This window comes from Amycolatopsis xylanica, from assembly GCF_900107045.1.
Classification (GTDB): Bacteria; Actinomycetota; Actinomycetes; order Mycobacteriales; family Pseudonocardiaceae; genus Amycolatopsis; species Amycolatopsis xylanica.
The window spans coordinates 329,550-348,718 of the sequence record NZ_FNON01000003.1; the positions used below are offsets into that span (position 1 = coordinate 329,550).

The following is a 19,169-nucleotide window of genomic DNA, read 5'->3' on the forward strand; positions in this document are numbered from 1 at the left end:
CCGGTTCTAACCGGCCGGAACACTCACGACTCGTGTTTGGCGAACTCGGAGAGCGCGGCGCGGTCTTGCTGGTTCGACTTGGCCATGAGGCTGGCGACGTGCTTTTCGACCGTGCGCGGCGAAATGTGCAGGCGTTGCGCGATGTCCTTGTTGCCCATGCGATCCGCCAGCAGCTGCAGGACCTCGTATTCGCGGACGGTCACGCCCGCCGCGCGCAGCTTGCCCGGCACCCGCTCCAGGCCGGTCCGCCGCTGCTGGACGGGCGCGCCGATCTTCCGCAGCAGGCCGCGGCACGCGCTGCCGACCGCCGGGATCGACACCTGGTGGAAGTACTCCTCGGCCTCCTTGAGCCAGGTCACCGGGTCACCCCAGCCGTCGGCCGCCGCCGACTCGGCGACCAGCCGCAGCCCGAGATGCCGGGCCATCGGATACAGCGACGACGCCTCCATCGCGGCCGCCGCGGCCTTGTTCGCCTGCTCGACGTGCCCCTGCCGCCCGAGCAGCACCGCCTGCGCCAGCCCGACGAACTGCCGGTTCCAGCGCATCCGGCTCACCGCCGAGGTCACGAACCGATGCTCCCCGAGATCACCCGCCAGCACCTCCATCAGCACACGCAGCCCATGCTGTCCCGACAGGTGGAACCGGCTCGGGTTGGCCGCCTCCAGCTCGACGACCTGGGTCAGCTCGCGGACGGCGCGATCGGCGTTCTCCTCCAGCAGCGAGCAGAACACCCGCGCCAGCCCGATGCACAGCACCATCTCCTGCGCCGACTCACCGCCCGCGCGGTGGAAGTCCTCGAGCGCGAGTTCCATGTCGTGCCGGTTGCCCTGATGCGCCGCCGCCATCGCCCGCGTCATCTGCGCGTACTGCGACAACGCCGTGAGCTGCAGGCGCGCCAGCACGGCCATGTTCTGGTCGAGCAGCTCCAGCGCGCGCGGGAACTCGCCGCGCATGATCGTGTGCAGGATGCGCACCGAGTCGACCGCGCAGGTCAGCGGGATCGCGCCGGTCCGCTGTGCCTCCGCGCGCGCCAGGTCGAGCGTGCGCTCGTCCCCGTTGGCCAGCACCTGGTGCCCGCCGAGACGCACCAGCACCTGGGTGCGCCAGTGGTGCAGCTGGTTGTCCTCGGCGATCCGCCTGGCACGCTGGAAGTACTGCTCGGCCTCGTCGAGGTCGCGTTCGAGCGCGACCATGCCGAGTGCCTGCAACGCCTGGCACGCCACGATCGGCGAGTTCGCGCGCTCGGCGTAACTCCACGCCTGCCTGGCCAGGTTCTCGGCACGCCTGGTGTGGTCCGGGCCGGGCACGTCGAGCCAGAAGTTGGCCTCCACCGCGTCGATCGCGGCCTGCTGCGCCTCCGACATCTGCGCGCCCAGCGGGGCGCGCGCGGCCTCGATCTGGTTCATGCAGTCGTTGTGCCTGCCCGCCATGTAAGCGACCCAGGCCAGCTGGGTGTGCAGCCGCGCGGCGCGTTCGAGCATGCCGATCTCGACGAAGCTGGGCGAGAGCTGCACCGCGCGGTCGAACTGCCCGACCTGGCCGAGCGCGTGCAGCAACGACTCCAGCACGTCGGCGCGGTCGGTCGGCGGCGCGCCCGCCAGCAGCTCACGCGCCTTGGTCAGCAGCGTCACGGCTGAATCCGCCGCGCCGGTCTCCAGCGCGCGGCGCCCGGCGTCGGCGAACAGCCGCCCTGCCGCGTGCTCCTGGTGCGCGGTCAGCCGCAGCGAGGCGACCAGCACGCAGAGTTCACCGGGCAGGCCCGGATACTGGGATTCGACGGCGTCTGCCGCGCGCTGCGCCAGGTTCGCCTTGCTGGCCGGGGAAAGCCGGGCCAGCAACGCTTCCGCGGTCAGCGGATGCCGGAACGCGTACCAGCCCAAAGTGGTCTCGTCGGTGGTGACGAGCTGCGCCGCCACCCCGGCGCTCAGGTGATTGTGGAGGGTGCGATCGTCCATTCCGGTCACGGCCTGCACCACCGACAGCGGGAACCGCCCGCCGACGATCGCGGCGACCGCGAGCAGCGTCTCCCCTTCCGGGCCGAGCTGGTCCATCCGGGCGGCGATGCTGTTCACCAGCGCGGCGGGCACCCGCGCGCGCAGTTCGCCGACGACCTGCCAGCCGTCACGCCCCTCGACCAGCAGGCCGTCGTTGAGCATGCCGTGCAGCAGTTCCTCGACCACGAAAGGGATTCCGGCACTGTTGCGCCATAACAGGTCCGCCGCGGCCGCGGGCACCCGGTCGGGCTCGATCTCCAGGCAGGCGCCTGCCAATCGTCGGATGTCCCCGCGATTCAGCCTGCTGAGTTCGAGCATGGTGCAGGTTCGGCGCTGTTCGGCCGAACGGGCGAGTCTCAGCGCCTCACAGGGTTCGTTGCGCATGGTGCCGACGAGCAACGCGCCGGTGGACGCGAGATTGTCCACTAAGTACTCGAGGATGAACAGGGTCTCCGCGTCGGCGTCCTGCAGATCGTCGAGCACGATCAGGCAGCCACGCTCGCGGCCGGTGACCGACAGCAGCCGGAACACCGCTTCGGCCAGCACCACCAGCGAGGCGCCCGGCCGCTCGCCCCTGATCCAGTCGGGGACGAGCTGCGCCAGCACCGGGATGTAGGCGTCGAGTTCGGGCACGTCCGGCGGCCGTCCGCCGCGGAAGTGCGACAACAGGGCTTCGGCCAGCGGCCGGAACGGGACCATCGGGCCGATCGAGCTGGCCCGGCCGCGCAGCACCGGCATGTCGGCGGCCACGGCCCGGCTGACCGCTTCCGCGGCCAGCCGGGACTTCCCGATCCCGCCTTCGCCGACCAGGAACACCGCGCCACCCCGCGTGGCACGTGCCTCGTCGGTCGCTCGCCGGAGCTCGCCGAGTTCGCTGTCCCGGCCGATCACGCGTGGCGAACGGATGCCCATTTTTGCGACTATATGCGACGCCCAGGCAACTTTGGGACCGGTAATTGGCGGCAGGTCAGAAGATGACCGAGTTGCTGACGACAGACGGGTCGTCGATGGTGGCCACCGTGTTGGCGCTCAGCCTCGGCCGCGAGCCGGACAGCGCGTGGTTGCGGATACCGACCCGGGAGGCGGTGGGCAGCTCGACGTCGCCGACGGAGGTGGCGGCCGCGTGCAGGTCGTTCTCGAACATTGATATTTCTCCCTCTTTTGTGTTAGTGCAACGTAAGCACGGATGGGACGCGGTCGGCGAAGCCGAGCCGCAGCAGGCCGTAGCCGATGCCGGCGAGGCCGGTGAGCAGACCGGGTGAGGAGACGGCGCCGGGTGTCCCGCAGCGCGCGCCGTGCTGCTCGATGGCCGAGACAAGACGACCCGCTCTGCGGTTGACAGCGGCGGCGGCGGCCGGATGGCCACGTTCGGCGAGCACGGACAGCACGTCCACGATGCCGAATTCCCCGTGGCACAGGCTCAGGTCGCGCAACGGCGCCTGCTCCGCCAGAACCGGGACGAAGTCGCCCGAGTCCGCGAGAGCCAAGCCCGCCAAGCCCGAGCACCAGCCGTGGCCGGTGACCGAGTGGGCTCGGTCGCCCGCCACGCCCGTAGTAAAAGAGGCGCCCAGGGCCCACTGGATACCTGCCGAGCCGCGCGCGAAGCCAGTATTTTCAACGGTTTCCGCCTGCTTGAGCGCGGCGGCGTACTCGCTGGCCAAGCTTCCCGCGGCGTCGAGCCCGGCATACGAGTGCACGGCCGACATCGCCGCGATCCCGCCGGCGAGCCCGGTGGTGAACTGCGGCGGCAGGTCCGCGCGCGCGGCGGGCATGACCGCGACCGCGCGCTCGGTGAGCTTGAGCAGCGACGGGTCGTCGAGCAGTTTTGCCAGTCGTGCCAACGCGTACGCGACGCCGCCGAGTCCGAGCAGGCCACCGCAGCCCGCGGCTTCGGCGAGTTCGGGATCGGCCTCGAGCTTGTCGAGCAGCCCCGGAATCGGGCTGAGCGCACGGAAAGCGAGTTCGTGGTAGGTGCCGAGGCCGGTCAGCTCAGCGAGCTGCGCGAGGAACAGCGCGACGCCGGTGTAACCCTCGCCGAGGCTCGCGCCCATCGGCAGCACGGTCCAGTACAGCTCGTCGACGAGCTCGAGGCCGAGCCAGTTCGTGCGGTGCTCGTCGGAGAACGCGCGCGCGACGATCTGATCGGCGACCCCGCACGCGGCGGCGAGCAGCCTGCCCGGTTCCGGGGACGCGGTCAGGCCGGTCTCCGGCATGGTTTCGGTGCTGTGATGGACGATTCCGGTCGGCCGGGTCGCCAGCGCGGCCGAGATCAGCCACTCCTGATCACGCCGGTCGACGGTGTTGAGCGAAGCGAGCTTGCGGCCGACGACCGTCAGCGGAGCGTCGGCGAGCACGTCGTCAAGCCGCCGCTCGGCCGAATCCCACAGGTGCCGCGCGCCGGGCTTCGCGGTGAACATCGGGACGTCGCCGTCCCAGAGATCGGCGATCTCGCTGGGCGCCAGCCGCTTGCGCGTGGCGTCGCCGACCGAGTCGTCCCAGACCAGCGCGAACGCGCGGTCGCGGGCGGCGGCGTCGCGCAGCAGATCGGGATGCGTGGTCTCGTCGAGGAGCCTGGCGTAGAAGTTGGTGGGGCGCGCGAGGACGCGGATGACGTCGTCGGCGCACTGGTCGAGCAGCTCGCGCAGTTCGGCGGCGCCGCTTTCGATGGCGTCGTACCCGATCCGGAAGCCCGCGAGCAGCGCGGCGCCGTGCTCGCCGGGCTCGATGTCCCGGTCATCGAGAGTCGGCCGGTTGAGCGAGGCCCCGAACTCACCGGGCGCGCGGGTGATGCGCATCCGGTCGGTGCCCGCGTCGAGCCATTCGACGTGGTCGGTCGGGAACGTGCCGCCCTTGCCGCCGCCGAGGCCGGAGATGTCGACCGCGCCGTGCTCGCCGACGAACATCTGCGGCAGCAGGCAGGTGCGCAGCACCGAGCGCGACACCGCGCCCGCCGCCGGGTCGGTGGCCTCGCCGGTGACCGGCAGCGCCGGGTGGAAGAGGGTCTCGATGTCGATCAGCACCGGCTGGCTCGCGCGGGCGATCAGGTTCTCGAAGTGCACGTCGGCGCCGTCGACGGCGTAGAGCAGCGCGAGCAGGATGCCTTCGCGGCGGTAGAAGCGGTCGACCTCGGTCAGGTCGGCGCACGGCTGGTGCTCGACGAACCGCAGCCAGCCGTAGCCCGGACGGACCAGCGCGTCGACGGCTTCGAGTTCCAGCCCGGGGATGCGCTTGTTAAGCCACCTGACGACTTCGGCGAAGCGAGTGTGCAGCTCAAGCGGCCGAGGCTTGTAAATGACCTGCTGGCCGCTGGAGAACTCAAGCAGCTTCACGGTGCGGCCACGCTGGTGCGGGTCTCCGCCCCCAGAGACCTTGATAAGCGTGCCGAGTTCGTCGACGACGGTGCCTTCAAGCGCTTCACGGTCGTCCGCGAAGCGCTTGAGAAGCTCGAGGTAAGCCTCGGAAGCGTGCAGACAGGCCTGGCTTACCAGGCGTCCGAGCACCGGGTACGCGGTGAACAGCTGCGGCAGGTTCTCCCCCGCCTGGCGCACGAAGTCGCGGAAGCGGTCTTCGGCGGTCTCGCCGGTGAGCTTGCCTCTCGCGCGGGCCTTGTTGAGTTCGAACACCAGCGTCCGCGCGGCGAGCGAGCAAACCCGCAGGCTGAGCTGCTCTGCCAGGCAGCGGCTGACGGCTTCGAGGTCGACACCGGCGACGTCCGCGGCCTCGATCGGGCGGCGGGCCGCGTCGATGAGGGGACCGAACACGGACGCGAAGGCGGCACGCCAGTCGGCGGGCACGGGCCGGGGTGACACGTCGAACGGACCTTCGGCGAAGGCCGCCCAGTCGGGGCGTCGATCGGCCGGCTCGTGCGCCGCCAGGCCGTTGGCCCACCACGTTGAACTCACGCCGTAGAGACTGCCATCGGGAGACGCCGGTCACATGGGGGTGAGTCCCCCATGTTTTGCGCGCGGCGGCGCCCGGGGGTGGGTGTGGGGGCGCGGGCATGGGGGAAAGTGACCTCCGCGTGCCCGGGCGAACACGGCGTGTGCTCCGTAGTGCCCGTTTCGCCTGGTAGCAAATGTAGGGTGCGCACCCCGATGTACGGCAACTTCAAACTTGCCACTCTGTCATCAGCCGAATCCTTGGGGAGTACGAGATGACGGAAACTCGCATAGTGCTGGTCGCGGACGACTCGTTCGTCCGTGGTGGCATCGGCGCGATCCTCGGGAGCGAGCCGACGTTCCGGATCGTGGGGGAAGCGGGCACGCTGCGTGAGGCGTGCGCGCTGGGCGCGCGGCTGGCGCCGTCGCTGTTCGTGATCGACATCGGCTCTCTCAAGGACAACATCGTCGAGACCGTGAAGGAGCTGAGCGCGAGCGGCCGGTCGGGGCCCATCCCGGTGGTGCTGCTCCTCGGCGCGGACACCGCGCAGCTCGATCTCGACGTGCTGCGTCTCGGCGGCTGCGCGATCATCCGCCGCCGCACCGCCGCGGCCGAGCTGGTCGCCGCCGTCCGCATGGTCGCGGCCGGCTATCTGCCGATCGAGCGCGCGCTCGCCGAGCGCCTGGCGCTCACGCTGCCGCAGCTCGACACACACGCCCAGGCAGGCGCCCAGCTCACCAAACGCGAGCGCGAGGTGTTCCTCTTGATCGCGCGCGGCATGTCGAACGCCGAGATCGCGGCCGCGCTGACCGTCGCCAGCTCGACGGTCAAGTCGCATGTGCAGGACATCTTCAGGAAGCTCGGCCTGCGCGACCGCGTGCAGGCCGTCATCTACGCCTACGAATCGACCATGGCCTTGAGCGGGAGTGTGGGATGACCGGACGCTGGCTGCTGCGCAAACCCTCCGCCGACGCCACGGCGCGCGTCTTCTGCTTCCCGTACTCGGGAATGGGCGCGTCGATGTTCTCCCGCTGGCCACGGTCACTGGGCGACGTCGACGTCTGCCTGATCCAGCCGCCCGGCCGGGAGAACCGGTCGCGAGAGCCGCACTTCGGCGACTACGCGTCCTTCGCGTCGACAGTCGCCGAGTACTTGGAGCCGTACCTGGATGTGCCGTTCGTGTTCTTCGGGCACTGCGCTGGGGCGCTGCCCGCCTTCGAGACGGCTTACGAGCTGGCTTCGCGCGGTCTGCCGACGCCCTCGAGGCTTTTCGTGTCGGCTCAGGTCGCGCCGCATGACTGTCCGCATGACCGGTTCCTGGACCTGAGCGACGCGGAACTCAAGGCGGAGCTGGAAAACCTGGCCGTCCTGCGTGGCGGCTCGCCACATCCGGCGTTGATTGAACTCGCGCTCGAAGTGCTGCACCAGGATCTCGAGGTCAACCGGGTCTACCGGCGCTCCGAGCCGGTGTCGATCCCGAGCCCGATCACGGTCGTGCACTGGTCGGCCGACGTCGAGGTCACGGCCGCGCAGCTCGAAGGCTGGAAGGACTACTCGGCCTCGACGGACTTCGTCACGCTCGACGGCGGCCACTACGAGTTCCTCGCCGCCCCCCAGGCTTTGCTGGACCTCCTTCAGGGCTCGTGAGTGTTGCGGCCGGTTAGAACCGGCCGTACCACTCACGACCCCCATCGGCCGCCTTCCCCGAGTTCCCCTGCATGAAGGCTCCCCTCATACAGGCGCGTTGTATGAAGGCTCCCTTCATGCAGCTATACGCGATGAAGGCTCCCTTCATACGGTCCCGAGTGGATGAAGGGAGCCTTCATACGCTCAGGCTTGATGAGGGGAGCCTTCATACAGCCCAGAGGTCGCGGAAGTAGCCCGGCCTCGCACATGGCCTGCCGGGGGTCGTGAGTGTTGCGGACGGTTCTAACCGCCCGCAACACTCACGACTCCCCTAGCCTGATCGCGCAGCGAGGGGACCCCCGAGTGCGTACTACGCACCCAATGGCCCCCTCACTTCACAGCCCAACGGGGGTCGTGAGTGGTATGGCCGGTTAGAACCGGCCGCAACACTCACGACCCCATTACGCTGTGGCGGCCAGGGTTTTGGCGTCCGCGGGGGCTTGCAGGACTCCGGCGATGGCGTCGATCGTGGTCACGTCGCGGACCAGGGCGCGGTCCGCCGGAGACATCATGCCTTCCCGGACCGCGTGGTCGAGCAGGCCGAGGAGGCCGTCGAAGAAGCCGCCCGCGTTCAGCACGATGACCGGCTTGCTGTGCAGGTCGAGCTTGGCCCAGGTCGAGATCTCCATCAGCTCGTCGAGCGTGCCCATGCCGCCGGGCAGCGTGACGAAGGCGTCGGACAGGCGGTACATCAACGCCTTGCGCTCGTGCATCGAGCGGACCACGACCAGCTCGACCTGCTGCGGCTGGTCACCCTCGGCGCCGAGCAGGTGATGCGGGACGACGCCGGTCACGTACGAACCGGCGTCGCGGGCCGAGGACGCGACGGCTCCCATCAGGCCCGTGCTGCCGCCCCCGTAGACCAGGTCCATCCCGGACGCGCCCAGCCAGGTTCCGAACTCCTCGGCCAGTTCCAGGTACTGGGGTTTGCTCGGCTTGGCGCCGCAGAACACGCCGATCCGCCGATATTTCGGAAGCATCTCACCACTCCTAATGCAGGTAAACGGGTTTCGGCAGGGTCTGCTCGATCTCGACCAGTGTTTCCAGCAGTACTTGCGCGCCTTGGACGAGATACGCGTCGTCGGTGTGCTCGGCGGGCGAATGGCTGATGCCGCCGGTGCTCGGCACGAACAACATCGCCGTCGGCACCTTGGAGCTGATGACGCTCGCGTCATGCCCGGCGAAGCTCACCAGCCTCCCTGTCGGGACGCCCTGACGCGTGCACGTCTGGTGGATCAAGTCCACATAGGACTCGTCGAACCGCACCACCGGCTTGTGCGACAGGCGCGACACCTCGACCGAGCACTTCTGCTCGCGGCCGATCCGCCGCGTCAGCGCCAGAGTGCGGTCTCCTGCGGCCAGCAGCGCGAACTCCGAGGCCGCGCGGAACTCGACCGTCAGGTGCGCCTCGCCGGGCACCACGTTCGGCACGCCGGGGTGGAACTCCATCGCGCCGACGTTGACGACCATGGTCTCGTCGACCTCGTCGGCGGTCTCCCACAGGTGCGCGGCGATCTTCGACGCCGCGCGCCCCGCGTCGTGCCGGTTGATCATCGGGGTGGTGCCCGCGTGGTTGGCCTCGCCACGGATGACCAGCAGATACCGGTCGACGCCGACGATGCCGTCCACCACCGCGAGCTCCAGCCCGGCGTCCTCCATCCGAGGCCCCTGCTCGATGTGCAGCTCGACGTACCCGCTGATCTCCTTGATGTGCTCGCTGACGCTCAGCGCCGTCGACCCCACCAGGCCACCGTTGGACGTCGGCAGCACGCCTTCCTCGTCCCAGAACGCGACCGTCTGCAACGCCGCCGCCGACGGATGCCCGGCCTCGTGCAGCGTCCGCAGCACCTCGATGGCCGCGAGCGCGCCGTACGCGCCGTCGAGCCTGCCCGCGGCGGGCACGGTGTCGGTGTGCGAGCCGGTGAGCAGCCACGGGCCGCGTGAGCCGCGCTGCTTGCCGAAGACGTTGCCGATCGGGTCGGTCCACGATTCCAGGCCTGCCGCGGTGATCCGGTTGGCCAGCCAGGTCCGTGACGCCAGGTCCGCGGGCGAGCCCGCGATCCGGTCGACGCCGCCGTCGTCGCGCCCGCCGAAGGTGGCGAGCTCCGCTAGGTCGTTGAGCAGGCGCTGGGGAGAAATCCGCAATGAGCTCATGCCATCCCAATCTCAGGTAAGGACATTGCCGTTGTCTTCGCGGATGAACCGCGAGCGGCGGTGATCGACATGGACGAAAGCCCGCTGCAGCCAGCGGTCCTGCCCGTCATAGCGCGGGACGAAGGCGGTGCGCCCGTGCAGGGTGACCCGGTTGTCGACGACCGCGAGATCGCCGGCGGAGAGCACGATCTTGGTGCGGACGGCCTCGATCGCGTTGCGCAGCGCGAGGAACGCGGCCGCGGCGGCCTCGTCCCTCGGCCGCGTGTTGCAGAAGTCCACGCGGATGTCCGGGTCCTCGAAGGCGCCGTTCAGCACCGCGTGCACCGGGTTGCCGCCCGCGCCGCCGAACGACGACGGCGGCATCGACTCGAACCGGGGTTCGCCGAGTATTCGGCGCTGCACCATGGAAAGCAGGGGTAAAGCGTCCCTGATGGACGCCACCTGCAGGCCGGCCTGGTCCTCGTGGTCGTTGCGCAGGCAGAGCAGCGAGACGAAGTCGGGGCGGTGCTCGTGGTGCACGTTCTCGACGTGCATCTCCAGCATGATCGACCCGGCGTTGCTCTGGTGCGTTTCCTGGCCGGGCACCGGGACCACGTTCTGGACCAGCGCGCCTGACTTCTCGTTGCGGAACGCGATGACCTCGCCGAGCGAGAGCATGCAGAGCGTCAGCACGGCCGCGGACAGCGTCGCGGTCCGCTCGACCGAGCCGGGAACGTTCGGCGTCGGAACGTCGGGGCGGACCGGCAGGCCACGAAGGTGCAGCACGCCGTGCGGGCCGGGATCGGCACGGAACCGGCGGATCGTCTCGCGCAGCCGTCCCGGGATGTGGCACGAGTAGTCGCGGGCGGTGGCGAGCCAGTCGAGGTCGTCGACCAGGCCCGGCGTGATCGTGGTGAGCTGCTTGGCCAGCAGCTCCATTTCGGACTGTTCGCTGGCGTCGAGCACGAAGGTGCCTGCGTCCAAAGACAAAGTCATTGCTCTCACATCTTTTCCGTAGTAAGCGAGCCGCCGATGATCGCCCGCATCCAGTGCCCGGCCCCGGCCACCCAGCGCAGCTCGGGGTGGCTGCGGGCGACCGAAACGGCCACCCGGTCGATCACTTCGGCGCCGTTGTCGCCATTGGTCATCACGACCAGGCCGGTGCCGGAGGACAGGTCCGAAATGGACATCGAGCGGAAGCCACGGTTGTCACCGACATGCCCGAACAGCGGGCCGCTCTCGTCGAGCACCGTGCCGAGGCCGTAGCCGAAGCCGACCTGATCGGTCAGCATTTCCTTGAGGAGCGCGGGACCGAGCAGCGCGGGCAGTCCCATCGCGAGCCGGGCGAGGTCGCTCGGCGTCGTCCACAGCCCGGCCGCCGCGGCCTCCGGGATGACCCGCCAGTCGCCGGTCACCTCGGCCACGAACGGATGCGCCGTGTCGAAACTGCTGTGCCGCATCCCGAGCGGCTCGAACACCAATCGCTGGGCCAGCTCCGCGAACGTCTCCCCGGTCAGCTCGGTGAGCACCTGCTGCACCACCGAGAAGTGGCTGCCGGAGTACCGGAACACGCCGACCTGACTCGAGTCGACCCGAACGGCCGGAGTGTTGCCTTGTCCATTAAGGACGTCCACAAGCGACGGCCACGGACCGGAGCTGTCATACCCGTCATACCAAGCCGGGGTGAGCCCCGCGGTGTGCGTCAGCAGCTGCCGCAACGTCGCGGACGCGGGCTGGCCGTCTTCGTCGAGAAGCTGCCATTCCTTCAGCGAGACCGGCGCGTCGAGGTCCAGCCCCGCGGCCAGCGCGACCACGGTGGCGACGTGCTTGCTCACCGAGCCGCATTGGAACGCCGTCGTCGCGGTCAGGCCGTCGCCTGCCTGCCAGGCCTCGATCGAGCCCTCGGAGAACACCGCGATGCTGACACCCGGCACGTCACACTCGAGCAAATCCTTGTCGAGCCCCGACTTCTTGCTCGCGCAGTGCGAGATCAGCGTGCCGAGGTCGGCGAGGTAGTCCTCGGCGAGCTTGCGCACCGTCGACTCCTCGTGCATCCGATGCGAGTACAGCCAGCTGACCTGCAGCTTCCCGTCCTGGACGGCCGCACTGATCTCCAGCGGGTGCGACCGGGCGCACCGCCCGCTCCGCCCGATGGTCAGGTCGTCCAGCTCGCCTGCCTCGTCGGAACCGCTGAGCTGCCCGTGGTAGTTGAAGATGATCTGCGCGCCCGATTCGCCGTGCCCGAGCAGTCCGTAGCCGATACCGTTGTTCGGCGTCGACCGCGTCCATTCCTTGGCGGCGCCCATGATCTCGTCGGGGCGGCGCGACGCGGGCAGGTCGACGCTGACCGGGTGCCAGGTGGTGAACCAGCCGACCGTCCTCGACAAGTCGACTTCGGCGCCGGGCAGGTCCTCACGGCCGTGGCCTTCGAGGTCGACCAGCAGCCGGTCGCCGCCGGTCCACCGGGTCAGCGCCATGCCGAGCGCGGCGAGGAGCACCTCGTTGATCCGCGTGCCGTAGACGGCGGGAACCTTGCGCAGCAAGGATTCCGTGGCCGCCTTGTCGAGCGACACGGTGACCATGCTCGTGTCGGCGACGGTGTTCGCGGACGACTCGTGGTCGACCGGGAATACCTGACTCGGCGAGATCCCTTCCCAGTAGGACTTCTCGGCCGAGAAGTCCGCTGTGGACAGTCGGTGGGCCCACTGCGCGAACGAGGTCGTCTCCGGCAGTGAGACCGGCTGACCGGCCGCGAGCTGCTCATAGGCCGTCTCGACGTCCGAGCGAATGATCGGCCACGACACCGTGTCGACCGACCAGTGATGCACGGCCAGCAGCACCTGCTCGCCGACCACCAGCGCCCGCAGCAGCGGACCGTTCGCCAGGCTCATGCTCTCGTGCAGCGCGCGAGCATCCTCCAGCGAACCTTCCCGGACCAGCACCGAGTCTTCCCGGGACGCGACATACTGCCGCCACACACCGTCCACAAGCGACACGCGCAACCGCAGCGCGTCATGGTGGTCGACGACCGCGAGCAAGGCCCGCTCCAGCACGACCGGGCGCAAACCCTTGATGGTGAACAGATCCCACTGGTTGTAGTGGTCCAGGTCGAGGTGCCCGGCGCCGTTGACCCACCACTTCTGGATCGGGGTCAGCGGGATGTCGTCGGTGCGCACCTCGGCGACCACCTTGCGCACCGGCTTGGCGCCGTCGACGGCCGCGGCGAGTGCCGCGATCGTGTTGTGCCGCACTGCCAGACGCGGCGTCAGCGCCAGCCCGGCCTTCTTGGCGCGGGCCACGATCTGGATGGTCAGGATCGAGTCGCCGCCGAGCTGGTGGAAGTCGTCGTGCAGGCCGACCCTGCCGACCCCGAGCACGTCCGACCAGATCGCGGCCAGCGCCCGCTCGGTCGCCGTGCCCGGCGCGACGAACTCCGTGGCCAGCTCCGGCCGCAGCACCTCGGGCTCCGGCAGCCGGTCACGGTCGACCTTGCCCGCCGCCGTCAGCGGCATCTCGTCCAGCTCGACGATCACCGCGGGCACCATGTACTCGGGCAACGTCTCGGCCAAGTGTTCGCGCAGGCCGGCGGCGGTGCCGACCACGTACGCGACCAGCCGCTTGTCGCCGGGGGTGTCCTCGCGGGCCACGACCACGGCCTCGGTGACGTCCGGGTGGGTGAGCAGCACGGCCTCGATCTCGCCCAGCTCGATCCGGTAGCCCCGGATCTTGACCTGGTTGTCGATGCGGCCGAGGAAGTCCAGCTCGCCGTCCGGCCGGACCCTGGCCAGGTCACCGGTGCGGTAGAACCGGGCGCCCGGTTCCCCGTTGAACGGGTCCGGCACGAACTTCTCGGCGGTCAGGCCGGGCCGGTCCAGGTACCCGCGGGCCACACCGGCCCCGCCGATGTACAGCTCGCCGACCACGCCGACCGGAACCGGCTGCATTTGCGCGTCCAGCACGTACATCTGCATGTTGGCGATCGGCACGCCGATCGGCACCGGCACCGACTGGTCGAAGTCCTCCGGTACACAGTGGACGGAGCAGCCGACGACCGTCTCGGTCGGCCCGTACTCGTTGATGATCCGCGCGCCCGGCGCGATCCGGCGCCAGGCCGCGACCGTCTCCGGCTTGACCTCGTCCGCGCCGACCACGAAGGTCCGCACCGACGAGACCGCGCCATCGGCCCCGATCAGCGACCGCAGCACGTCCAGGTGCCCCGGCGTGATCTTCAGCAGGCTGAAGTCGCCCGGCGCGCACAGCCGGTCCGCGAGCGTCTCCATGCTGCGGTCCTCCGGCAGCAGGGTGACGCTCTTGCCGCCGATCAGCGGGAGGAAGAAGTTCGGCACCGACAGGTCGAACGCGATCGAGCCGAGCATGACCGCGCCGTCCGCGCCTTCGAGCCCGTAGCCGCCCTTGGCCCAGAGCAGGTAGTTGGTCAGGCCCTCGTGCGTGACCAGCACGCCCTTCGGCCGCCCGGTCGAACCGCTCGTGAACAGCGCGTACACCAGGTTCGACGGGTCCAAAGCGCGAGCGACCGGCCCGCGCGGAGCCTCCGCGATGCGCTCGGCGTCGTAGTCGACGCGCACGGTCAGCCCACCGAAGTCCTCGCAGAGGTTCTCCTCGGTGATGAGCACCCCGGCCTGGGTGTCCTCGAGCACGAACCGCCGCCGGTCGGCCGGATGCGCGGGGTCGAGCGGCACATACGCGCCACCGGTCTTGACCACCGCGAGCAGCGCGACCAGCTTGTCCAACCCGCCGGTCAGGCACACCCCGGTGAACGTCTCCGGCCCGACACCGTGGTCCACGAGCACATGGGCGAGCTGGTTGGCCCGCGCGTCGAGCTCGGCGTAGGACAGCCGGGAACCGTCGATGTCGATGACGGCCGTGGCCTCGGGCGTCGCCGCCACCTGCTGTTCGAACAGGTCGGGCAACGTGGTCGCGGGCATCGGCATGGCGGTCTGGTTGTTCGTGGAGAGCACGAACTCCTGCTCGCCCTCGGGCAGGTAGGTGGCGAGCGCGTCGCCGAACGGGTCGGCGGCCATCGACTCCAGCACCGCGCGGTACATCTTGCCGAGCCGCTCGCGGTTGGCGGTGGTCACGTCCTGCGGGCGGCTGATCAGCGCGAGCAGCCCGGGGTGCGTGGTGACCGACAACGGGAACTCGTTGGGGCTGTCGTCGATGCTGGTCTCGACGTCGACCAGGTCGGTGTCGAGCACGTGGAAGTCGAGGTAGTTGAAGTAGACGTCCGCGAGCCGCTTGCCACCCGCGTACTCACGCTGCATCTCGCCGAGCGGGAAGCGCCGGTGCGGCCACATCCCGATCTCGGTGTCGAAGACCTGCCGGACCAGCTCCATCCAGGTGCGGGCGCCACGCTTGAATGGGAACGGAACGGTGTTGATGAACAGGCCGAACACCTTGTCCGCGCCGGCGATCTCGGGCCGGGTGTCGCAGATCAGGCCGGACGAGAACGCCTCCTCGCCGGTCAGCATGCTCATCACCTTGAGGTGCGCGGCGTGCATGACGCTCTTGAGCGGCACGTCCGCGCGCTTGGCCAGTGCCTTAAGGCCGTCCTGCAGATCCGTGAACCACACGTAGGTCTGCTGGATCGTGTCCTTTTCGGACCCGCCCCACGCGGTCGGCAGCGTGAACTTCGGGTGGTTCGTGACCATCGAGCGCCAGTACTCGCGGTCCTCGGTGGACTCCAGCGCGGACCGCTCCAGCCGGACGAAGTCGGCGTAGCGGATCGACGGCAGCGCGGGCGGCTCGTACGGGACACCGTCGCGGAGCCCCGCGTAGCGGTCCAGCACCTCCATGATCATCGTGTTGAAGCTCCAGCCCTCGAGGATCGGGTGGAACTCGGTGAAGGTGAGCCACCAGCCGCCCTGATACGCCCTGGTGAAGAAGCGGATGAGCGGCGGCTTGGCCAGGTCGAACATGTGGTTGCGCTCGGCAGCCATCATCTCGCGCAGCGCGGTTTCCTGGTCCGCCTCGGACAGGTACGAGAAGTCGAGCGAGTCCACCTTGATCGAGGCGCTCGGGTGCACGATCTGGATCGGCTCGGAGTAGCCGGTCAGGTCCATCGAGACGCGCAGGATCTCGTGCCGCGCGACCACCAGGTCCACCGCCGCCTGGAACAACTCGGCGGAAAACGGCTTGGGGTCACGGATCCGGAACGAGGTGACGTTGTGGTAGTTGCCGTCCACTTCGGACGACTGCATCTCGAACAGCATGCCGACCTGCACCCGCGACAGCGGGTACGCGTCGACCACATCCGCGGGCAGCCGCTCCAGGTCGGCCGGGGCGAGCAGCTCGAACGGCTTGACCGGCGGCGCGTCGAGCCGGTCGGCACTGCGCTCACCGAGCACGGCCACGAAGCGGGCGACCGTGCGGTGCTCGAACACATCGCGCACCGAGACGTCGAACCCGGCCTCACGCAGCGCGCCGACGAGCGCGACCGCGCGGATCGAGTCGCCGCCCAGCTCGAAGAAGCTGTCATGCACCCCGATCACCGACGCGCCAAGGACTTTGCCCCAGATATCGGCCACATCGGACTCGACGCCCGGCTTGGGCGCGACGAACTCGGTCGTGGTCCGCGACTGGCGGCCCGGCGCGGGCAGCGCCCGGTAGTCGACCTTTCCGTTGCTGGTGACCGGAATCTGATCCAGCTCCACGAAGGCGACCGGGATCATGTACTCCGGCAACCGTGCCGACAGGAACGCCGCGAGATCGCCGACCGGACCGTCCGCGAGCACATACGCGACCAGCTCGGCGCCACCGGGTCCGTCCGTCCGGGCGTCGACGACCGCGGTCCGCACGGCCGGGTGCTCGGCGATGGCGTTCTCGACCTCACCGCGTTCGATGCGGTAGCCCCGGATCTTGACCTGGGTGTCCCGCCGCCCGACGAAGTCGAAGTCACCGCCGGGCAGCACCCGCGCGAGGTCGCCTGTGCGATAAAGCCTGCTGTTCTCAGAGAATGGGTCCGGCACGAACTTTTCGGCGGTCAGGCCGGGCCGGTTTCGGTAGCCGCGCGCGACACCGACACCGCCGACGTACACCTCACCGATCACGCCCTGCGGCACCGGGCTCATGTTCTCGTCGAGCACGTACGCGGTGGTGTTCGGGATGGGCAGGCCGAGCGAGACGAGGTCGGCCTCGACCGGGCCGTCGACCTCGTGGCACGAGTTGCCGATGGTGATCTCGGTCGGCCCGTACTCGGACGCGACCCGCGCGCCGCTCCAGCGGTTGGCCAGCGTGTTCGTGAACGCGTCACCCGCCGCGATGACCATGCCGGCCAAGGACGCGCGCTGGTCGGCGTCGAGCTGCGAGGTCAGCAGTTCCAAGTGCCCGGGCGCCATCTTGACGAAGCTCAACGGTCCCGCGGCGAGCAGCAGCGAACCCAGGTCGGCCAGGTCGAAGTCGGCGGGCAGGAGGTTGACCGGACGGCCGAGCATCAGGCTCGTGTAGAGGTTAGGCACCACCAGGTCGAACGCGACCGAGGAGAACAACGCGGTGCCGCCCTCGGCCGTGGCGTAGGTGTCGATCGTCCACAAGAGATAGTTGGACAGTCCTCTGTGGTTGATCAGCACACCCTTGGGCTTACCGGTCGTGCCCGAGGTGTAGATGATGTACGCGAGGTTGTCCGGGTCGACCCGCACGCCGAGATCGGACGAGTCGTAATACGGGACGTCCGCGAGGAATTCGCGGGTGATCACGATGTCCGCGCCCGCGTCGCCGAGGATGTACGCGAGCCGGTCCGCCGGGTGCGACGGGTCGAGCGGCACATACGCGCCACCGGTCTTGAGCACGGCGAGCAGCGCGGTCACCAGCTCCGGGCTCCGCTCCAGCTTCACGCCGACGACGGATTCCGGCCCGATGCCCAGCGACTGCAGGTGGCGGGCGAGGCGGTTGGTGTTGGCGTCGAGTTCACCGAAGGTCATCTTCGACGAGCCGGAGATGATCGCGACCGCTTCGGGATCCTTCCGGGCGCGGTCGGCGATCACCTCGTGCACCGCGGGCCAGGTCATGGGCTTGGCGGTGTCGTTCGCGGCCACGATGAGCCGGTGCAGCTCGTCGTCGGTGATGTACTCCGCCGCCGCGACCGAGATCTTCGGGTCGGTGGTGACACTGCTCAGCAAGCGCTCGAAGTGCGCGGCGGTCCGCTCCACAGTGGACGCGTCGAACAAGACGCTGGAGTACTCCAGCACCGCGTTCATCGCGCCGTCGGGCGCGTCGGTCACCTGCAGGTTGAGGTCGAACTTCGCGGTATCCCAAGCGGTTTCAACCGCTTCGGCGGTGATGCCCGGCAGCTCGAACCCGCCGGACTCGGTGTTCTGGTAACCGAACATGACCTGTACCAAGGGGGTACGAGACAGGTCACGTCCGGAGTCCAGTTTGTTGACCAGTTCCTCGAACGGCACGTCCTGGTGGTCGAAACCGTCGAGCACGGCCAGCCGGTTCTCGCCCAGCAGTGCGGCGAAAGACTGGTCGTTCGTCCACTGTGCACGGAGCACGAGCGTGTTGACGAAGAACCCGATCAGGTTCTGCACCTCGGGCAGCGCGCGGCCGCCGACCGGCACGCCGACCGCGATGTCGTCACGACCGGTGTACCGGCCGAGCAGCACCTGGAACGCGGTCAGCAGCACCACGAACGGCGTGGTCTCGTACTCAGCCGCGAGCAAGCGCACGGAGTCGGCCAGCCCGGCGGGCAGGGTGAACCGCACCGCGCCGCCGTCCGAGGTGCGGATGGCCGGGCGCGGCCGGTCCGCCGGCAGCTCCAGCGGCACGATCCCGGCGAGCCGCTTGGTCCAGTACTCGACCGAAGCCGCGGCCTCGCCGCTGTCGAACCGCGCACGCTGCCAGGCCGCGTAGTCCGCGTACTGGATCGGCAGCTCGGGCAGCGAAGCCTTCTCGCCGGTCGCTGCCTCCTCGTAAAAAGCGGCGAGTTCCTTCCAGAACACCGATTCCGACCAGCCGTCGTAGGCGATGTGGTGGAAGACGGTGACCAGCAGGTGTTCGTCGGCCGACAACGCGATGAGATGGAAGCGCGCCGGCGAGTCGAGCGCGACCGGTGTCGCCGCGAGGCGCTCGACCAGCTCGTCCGCGTCCTGCGGGCGCTCGGACAGGTCGGTGTACGCGAACGCCGCGCCGCCCTCCCCGATCACCTGCACCGGCTCGGTCCCGTCGAGCCGGTAGCCCGTGCGCAGGATCTCGTGCCGCCGCACCACCTGCTGCCACGCGCGGTGCAGCGTGCCGGGGTCGAGCGGGCCACGCAGCCGCAGCACGGTCGGCACCAGGTTGTCGGTGGCGTTCTGCTCGACGCGGTCGAGGAACCACAGCCGGCGCTGCCCGAACGAAAGCGGCAGGTCCTTGGCCCGGTCGGCACGGGGAATCTTGGTCTTCGGCGCCTCACGGCGGGCCCCGGCAAGCCGACGCTGCAACAGCTTCTGCCGGAACGCGTCCATCTCGATAGTCATGGGT

9 protein-coding genes are annotated in these 19,169 nt (G+C 69.4%); 2 read left to right on the top strand and 7 right to left on the bottom strand.

Going from position 1 to position 19,169, the window contains the following annotated elements:
- Nucleotides 1-23: 23 nt before the first annotated feature.
- Genes BLV57_RS15270 through BLV57_RS15275 form a run of 3 tightly spaced genes read right to left on the bottom strand, consistent with a single transcriptional unit; the run spans nucleotide 24 to nucleotide 5,896 of the window.
- Nucleotides 24-2,906 carry a helix-turn-helix transcriptional regulator gene (locus BLV57_RS15270; protein WP_091289403.1) on the bottom strand — a complete coding sequence of 961 codons (2,883 nt, stop codon included), beginning with the start codon at nucleotides 2,904-2,906 and terminating at the stop codon, nucleotides 24-26.
- Nucleotides 2,907-2,961: 55 nt separating this feature from the next.
- A complete protein-coding gene (locus BLV57_RS43260) occupies nucleotides 2,962-3,138 on the bottom strand; it encodes a hypothetical protein (RefSeq protein ID WP_176968635.1) in 177 nt (58 codons plus the stop codon).
- A 22-nt stretch (nucleotides 3,139-3,160) separates the two neighbouring features.
- Entirely contained in the window at nucleotides 3,161-5,896 is a 2,736-nt protein-coding gene (locus BLV57_RS15275; RefSeq protein ID WP_091289404.1) for a type 2 lanthipeptide synthetase LanM family protein, read from the bottom strand.
- A 251-nt stretch (nucleotides 5,897-6,147) separates the two neighbouring features.
- Here BLV57_RS15275 and BLV57_RS15280 point away from each other — a divergent pair, with 251 nt between their 5' ends.
- Together BLV57_RS15280 and BLV57_RS15285 are read left to right on the top strand one after the other, a co-directional pair.
- Entirely contained in the window at nucleotides 6,148-6,810 is a 663-nt protein-coding gene (locus BLV57_RS15280; protein WP_091289405.1) for a LuxR C-terminal-related transcriptional regulator, read from the top strand.
- The gene (locus BLV57_RS15285; protein ID WP_091289406.1) at nucleotides 6,807-7,520 is read left to right on the top strand and encodes a thioesterase II family protein; all 714 of its coding nucleotides are present in this window, start codon (nucleotides 6,807-6,809) and stop codon (nucleotides 7,518-7,520) included. The genes BLV57_RS15280 and BLV57_RS15285 overlap by 4 nt, the downstream gene beginning before the upstream one ends.
- A 440-nt stretch (nucleotides 7,521-7,960) precedes the next feature.
- Here the strand turns inward: BLV57_RS15285 and BLV57_RS15290 are convergent, their stop codons facing one another.
- Genes BLV57_RS15290 through BLV57_RS15305 form a run of 4 tightly spaced genes read right to left on the bottom strand, consistent with a single transcriptional unit; the run spans nucleotide 7,961 to nucleotide 19,165 of the window.
- Nucleotides 7,961-8,539: an LOG family protein gene (locus BLV57_RS15290; RefSeq protein ID WP_091289407.1), complete on the bottom strand. Its 579-nt coding sequence runs from the start codon at nucleotides 8,537-8,539 to the stop codon at nucleotides 7,961-7,963.
- Nucleotides 8,540-8,549: 10 nt separating this feature from the next.
- Complete coding sequence (locus BLV57_RS15295; protein WP_091289408.1) at nucleotides 8,550-9,713, bottom strand: M20 family metallo-hydrolase; 1,164 nt, start codon at nucleotides 9,711-9,713, stop codon at nucleotides 8,550-8,552.
- Nucleotides 9,714-9,725: 12 nt separating this feature from the next.
- Entirely contained in the window at nucleotides 9,726-10,688 is a 963-nt protein-coding gene (locus tag BLV57_RS15300; protein ID WP_091289409.1) for a TauD/TfdA family dioxygenase, read from the bottom strand.
- 5 nt (nucleotides 10,689-10,693) lie between these two features.
- Nucleotides 10,694-19,165, bottom strand: coding sequence for a non-ribosomal peptide synthetase (locus BLV57_RS15305; RefSeq protein WP_091289410.1), 8,472 nt, complete (start codon nucleotides 19,163-19,165; stop codon nucleotides 10,694-10,696).
- Between the last annotated feature and the right edge of the window lie 4 nt (nucleotides 19,166-19,169).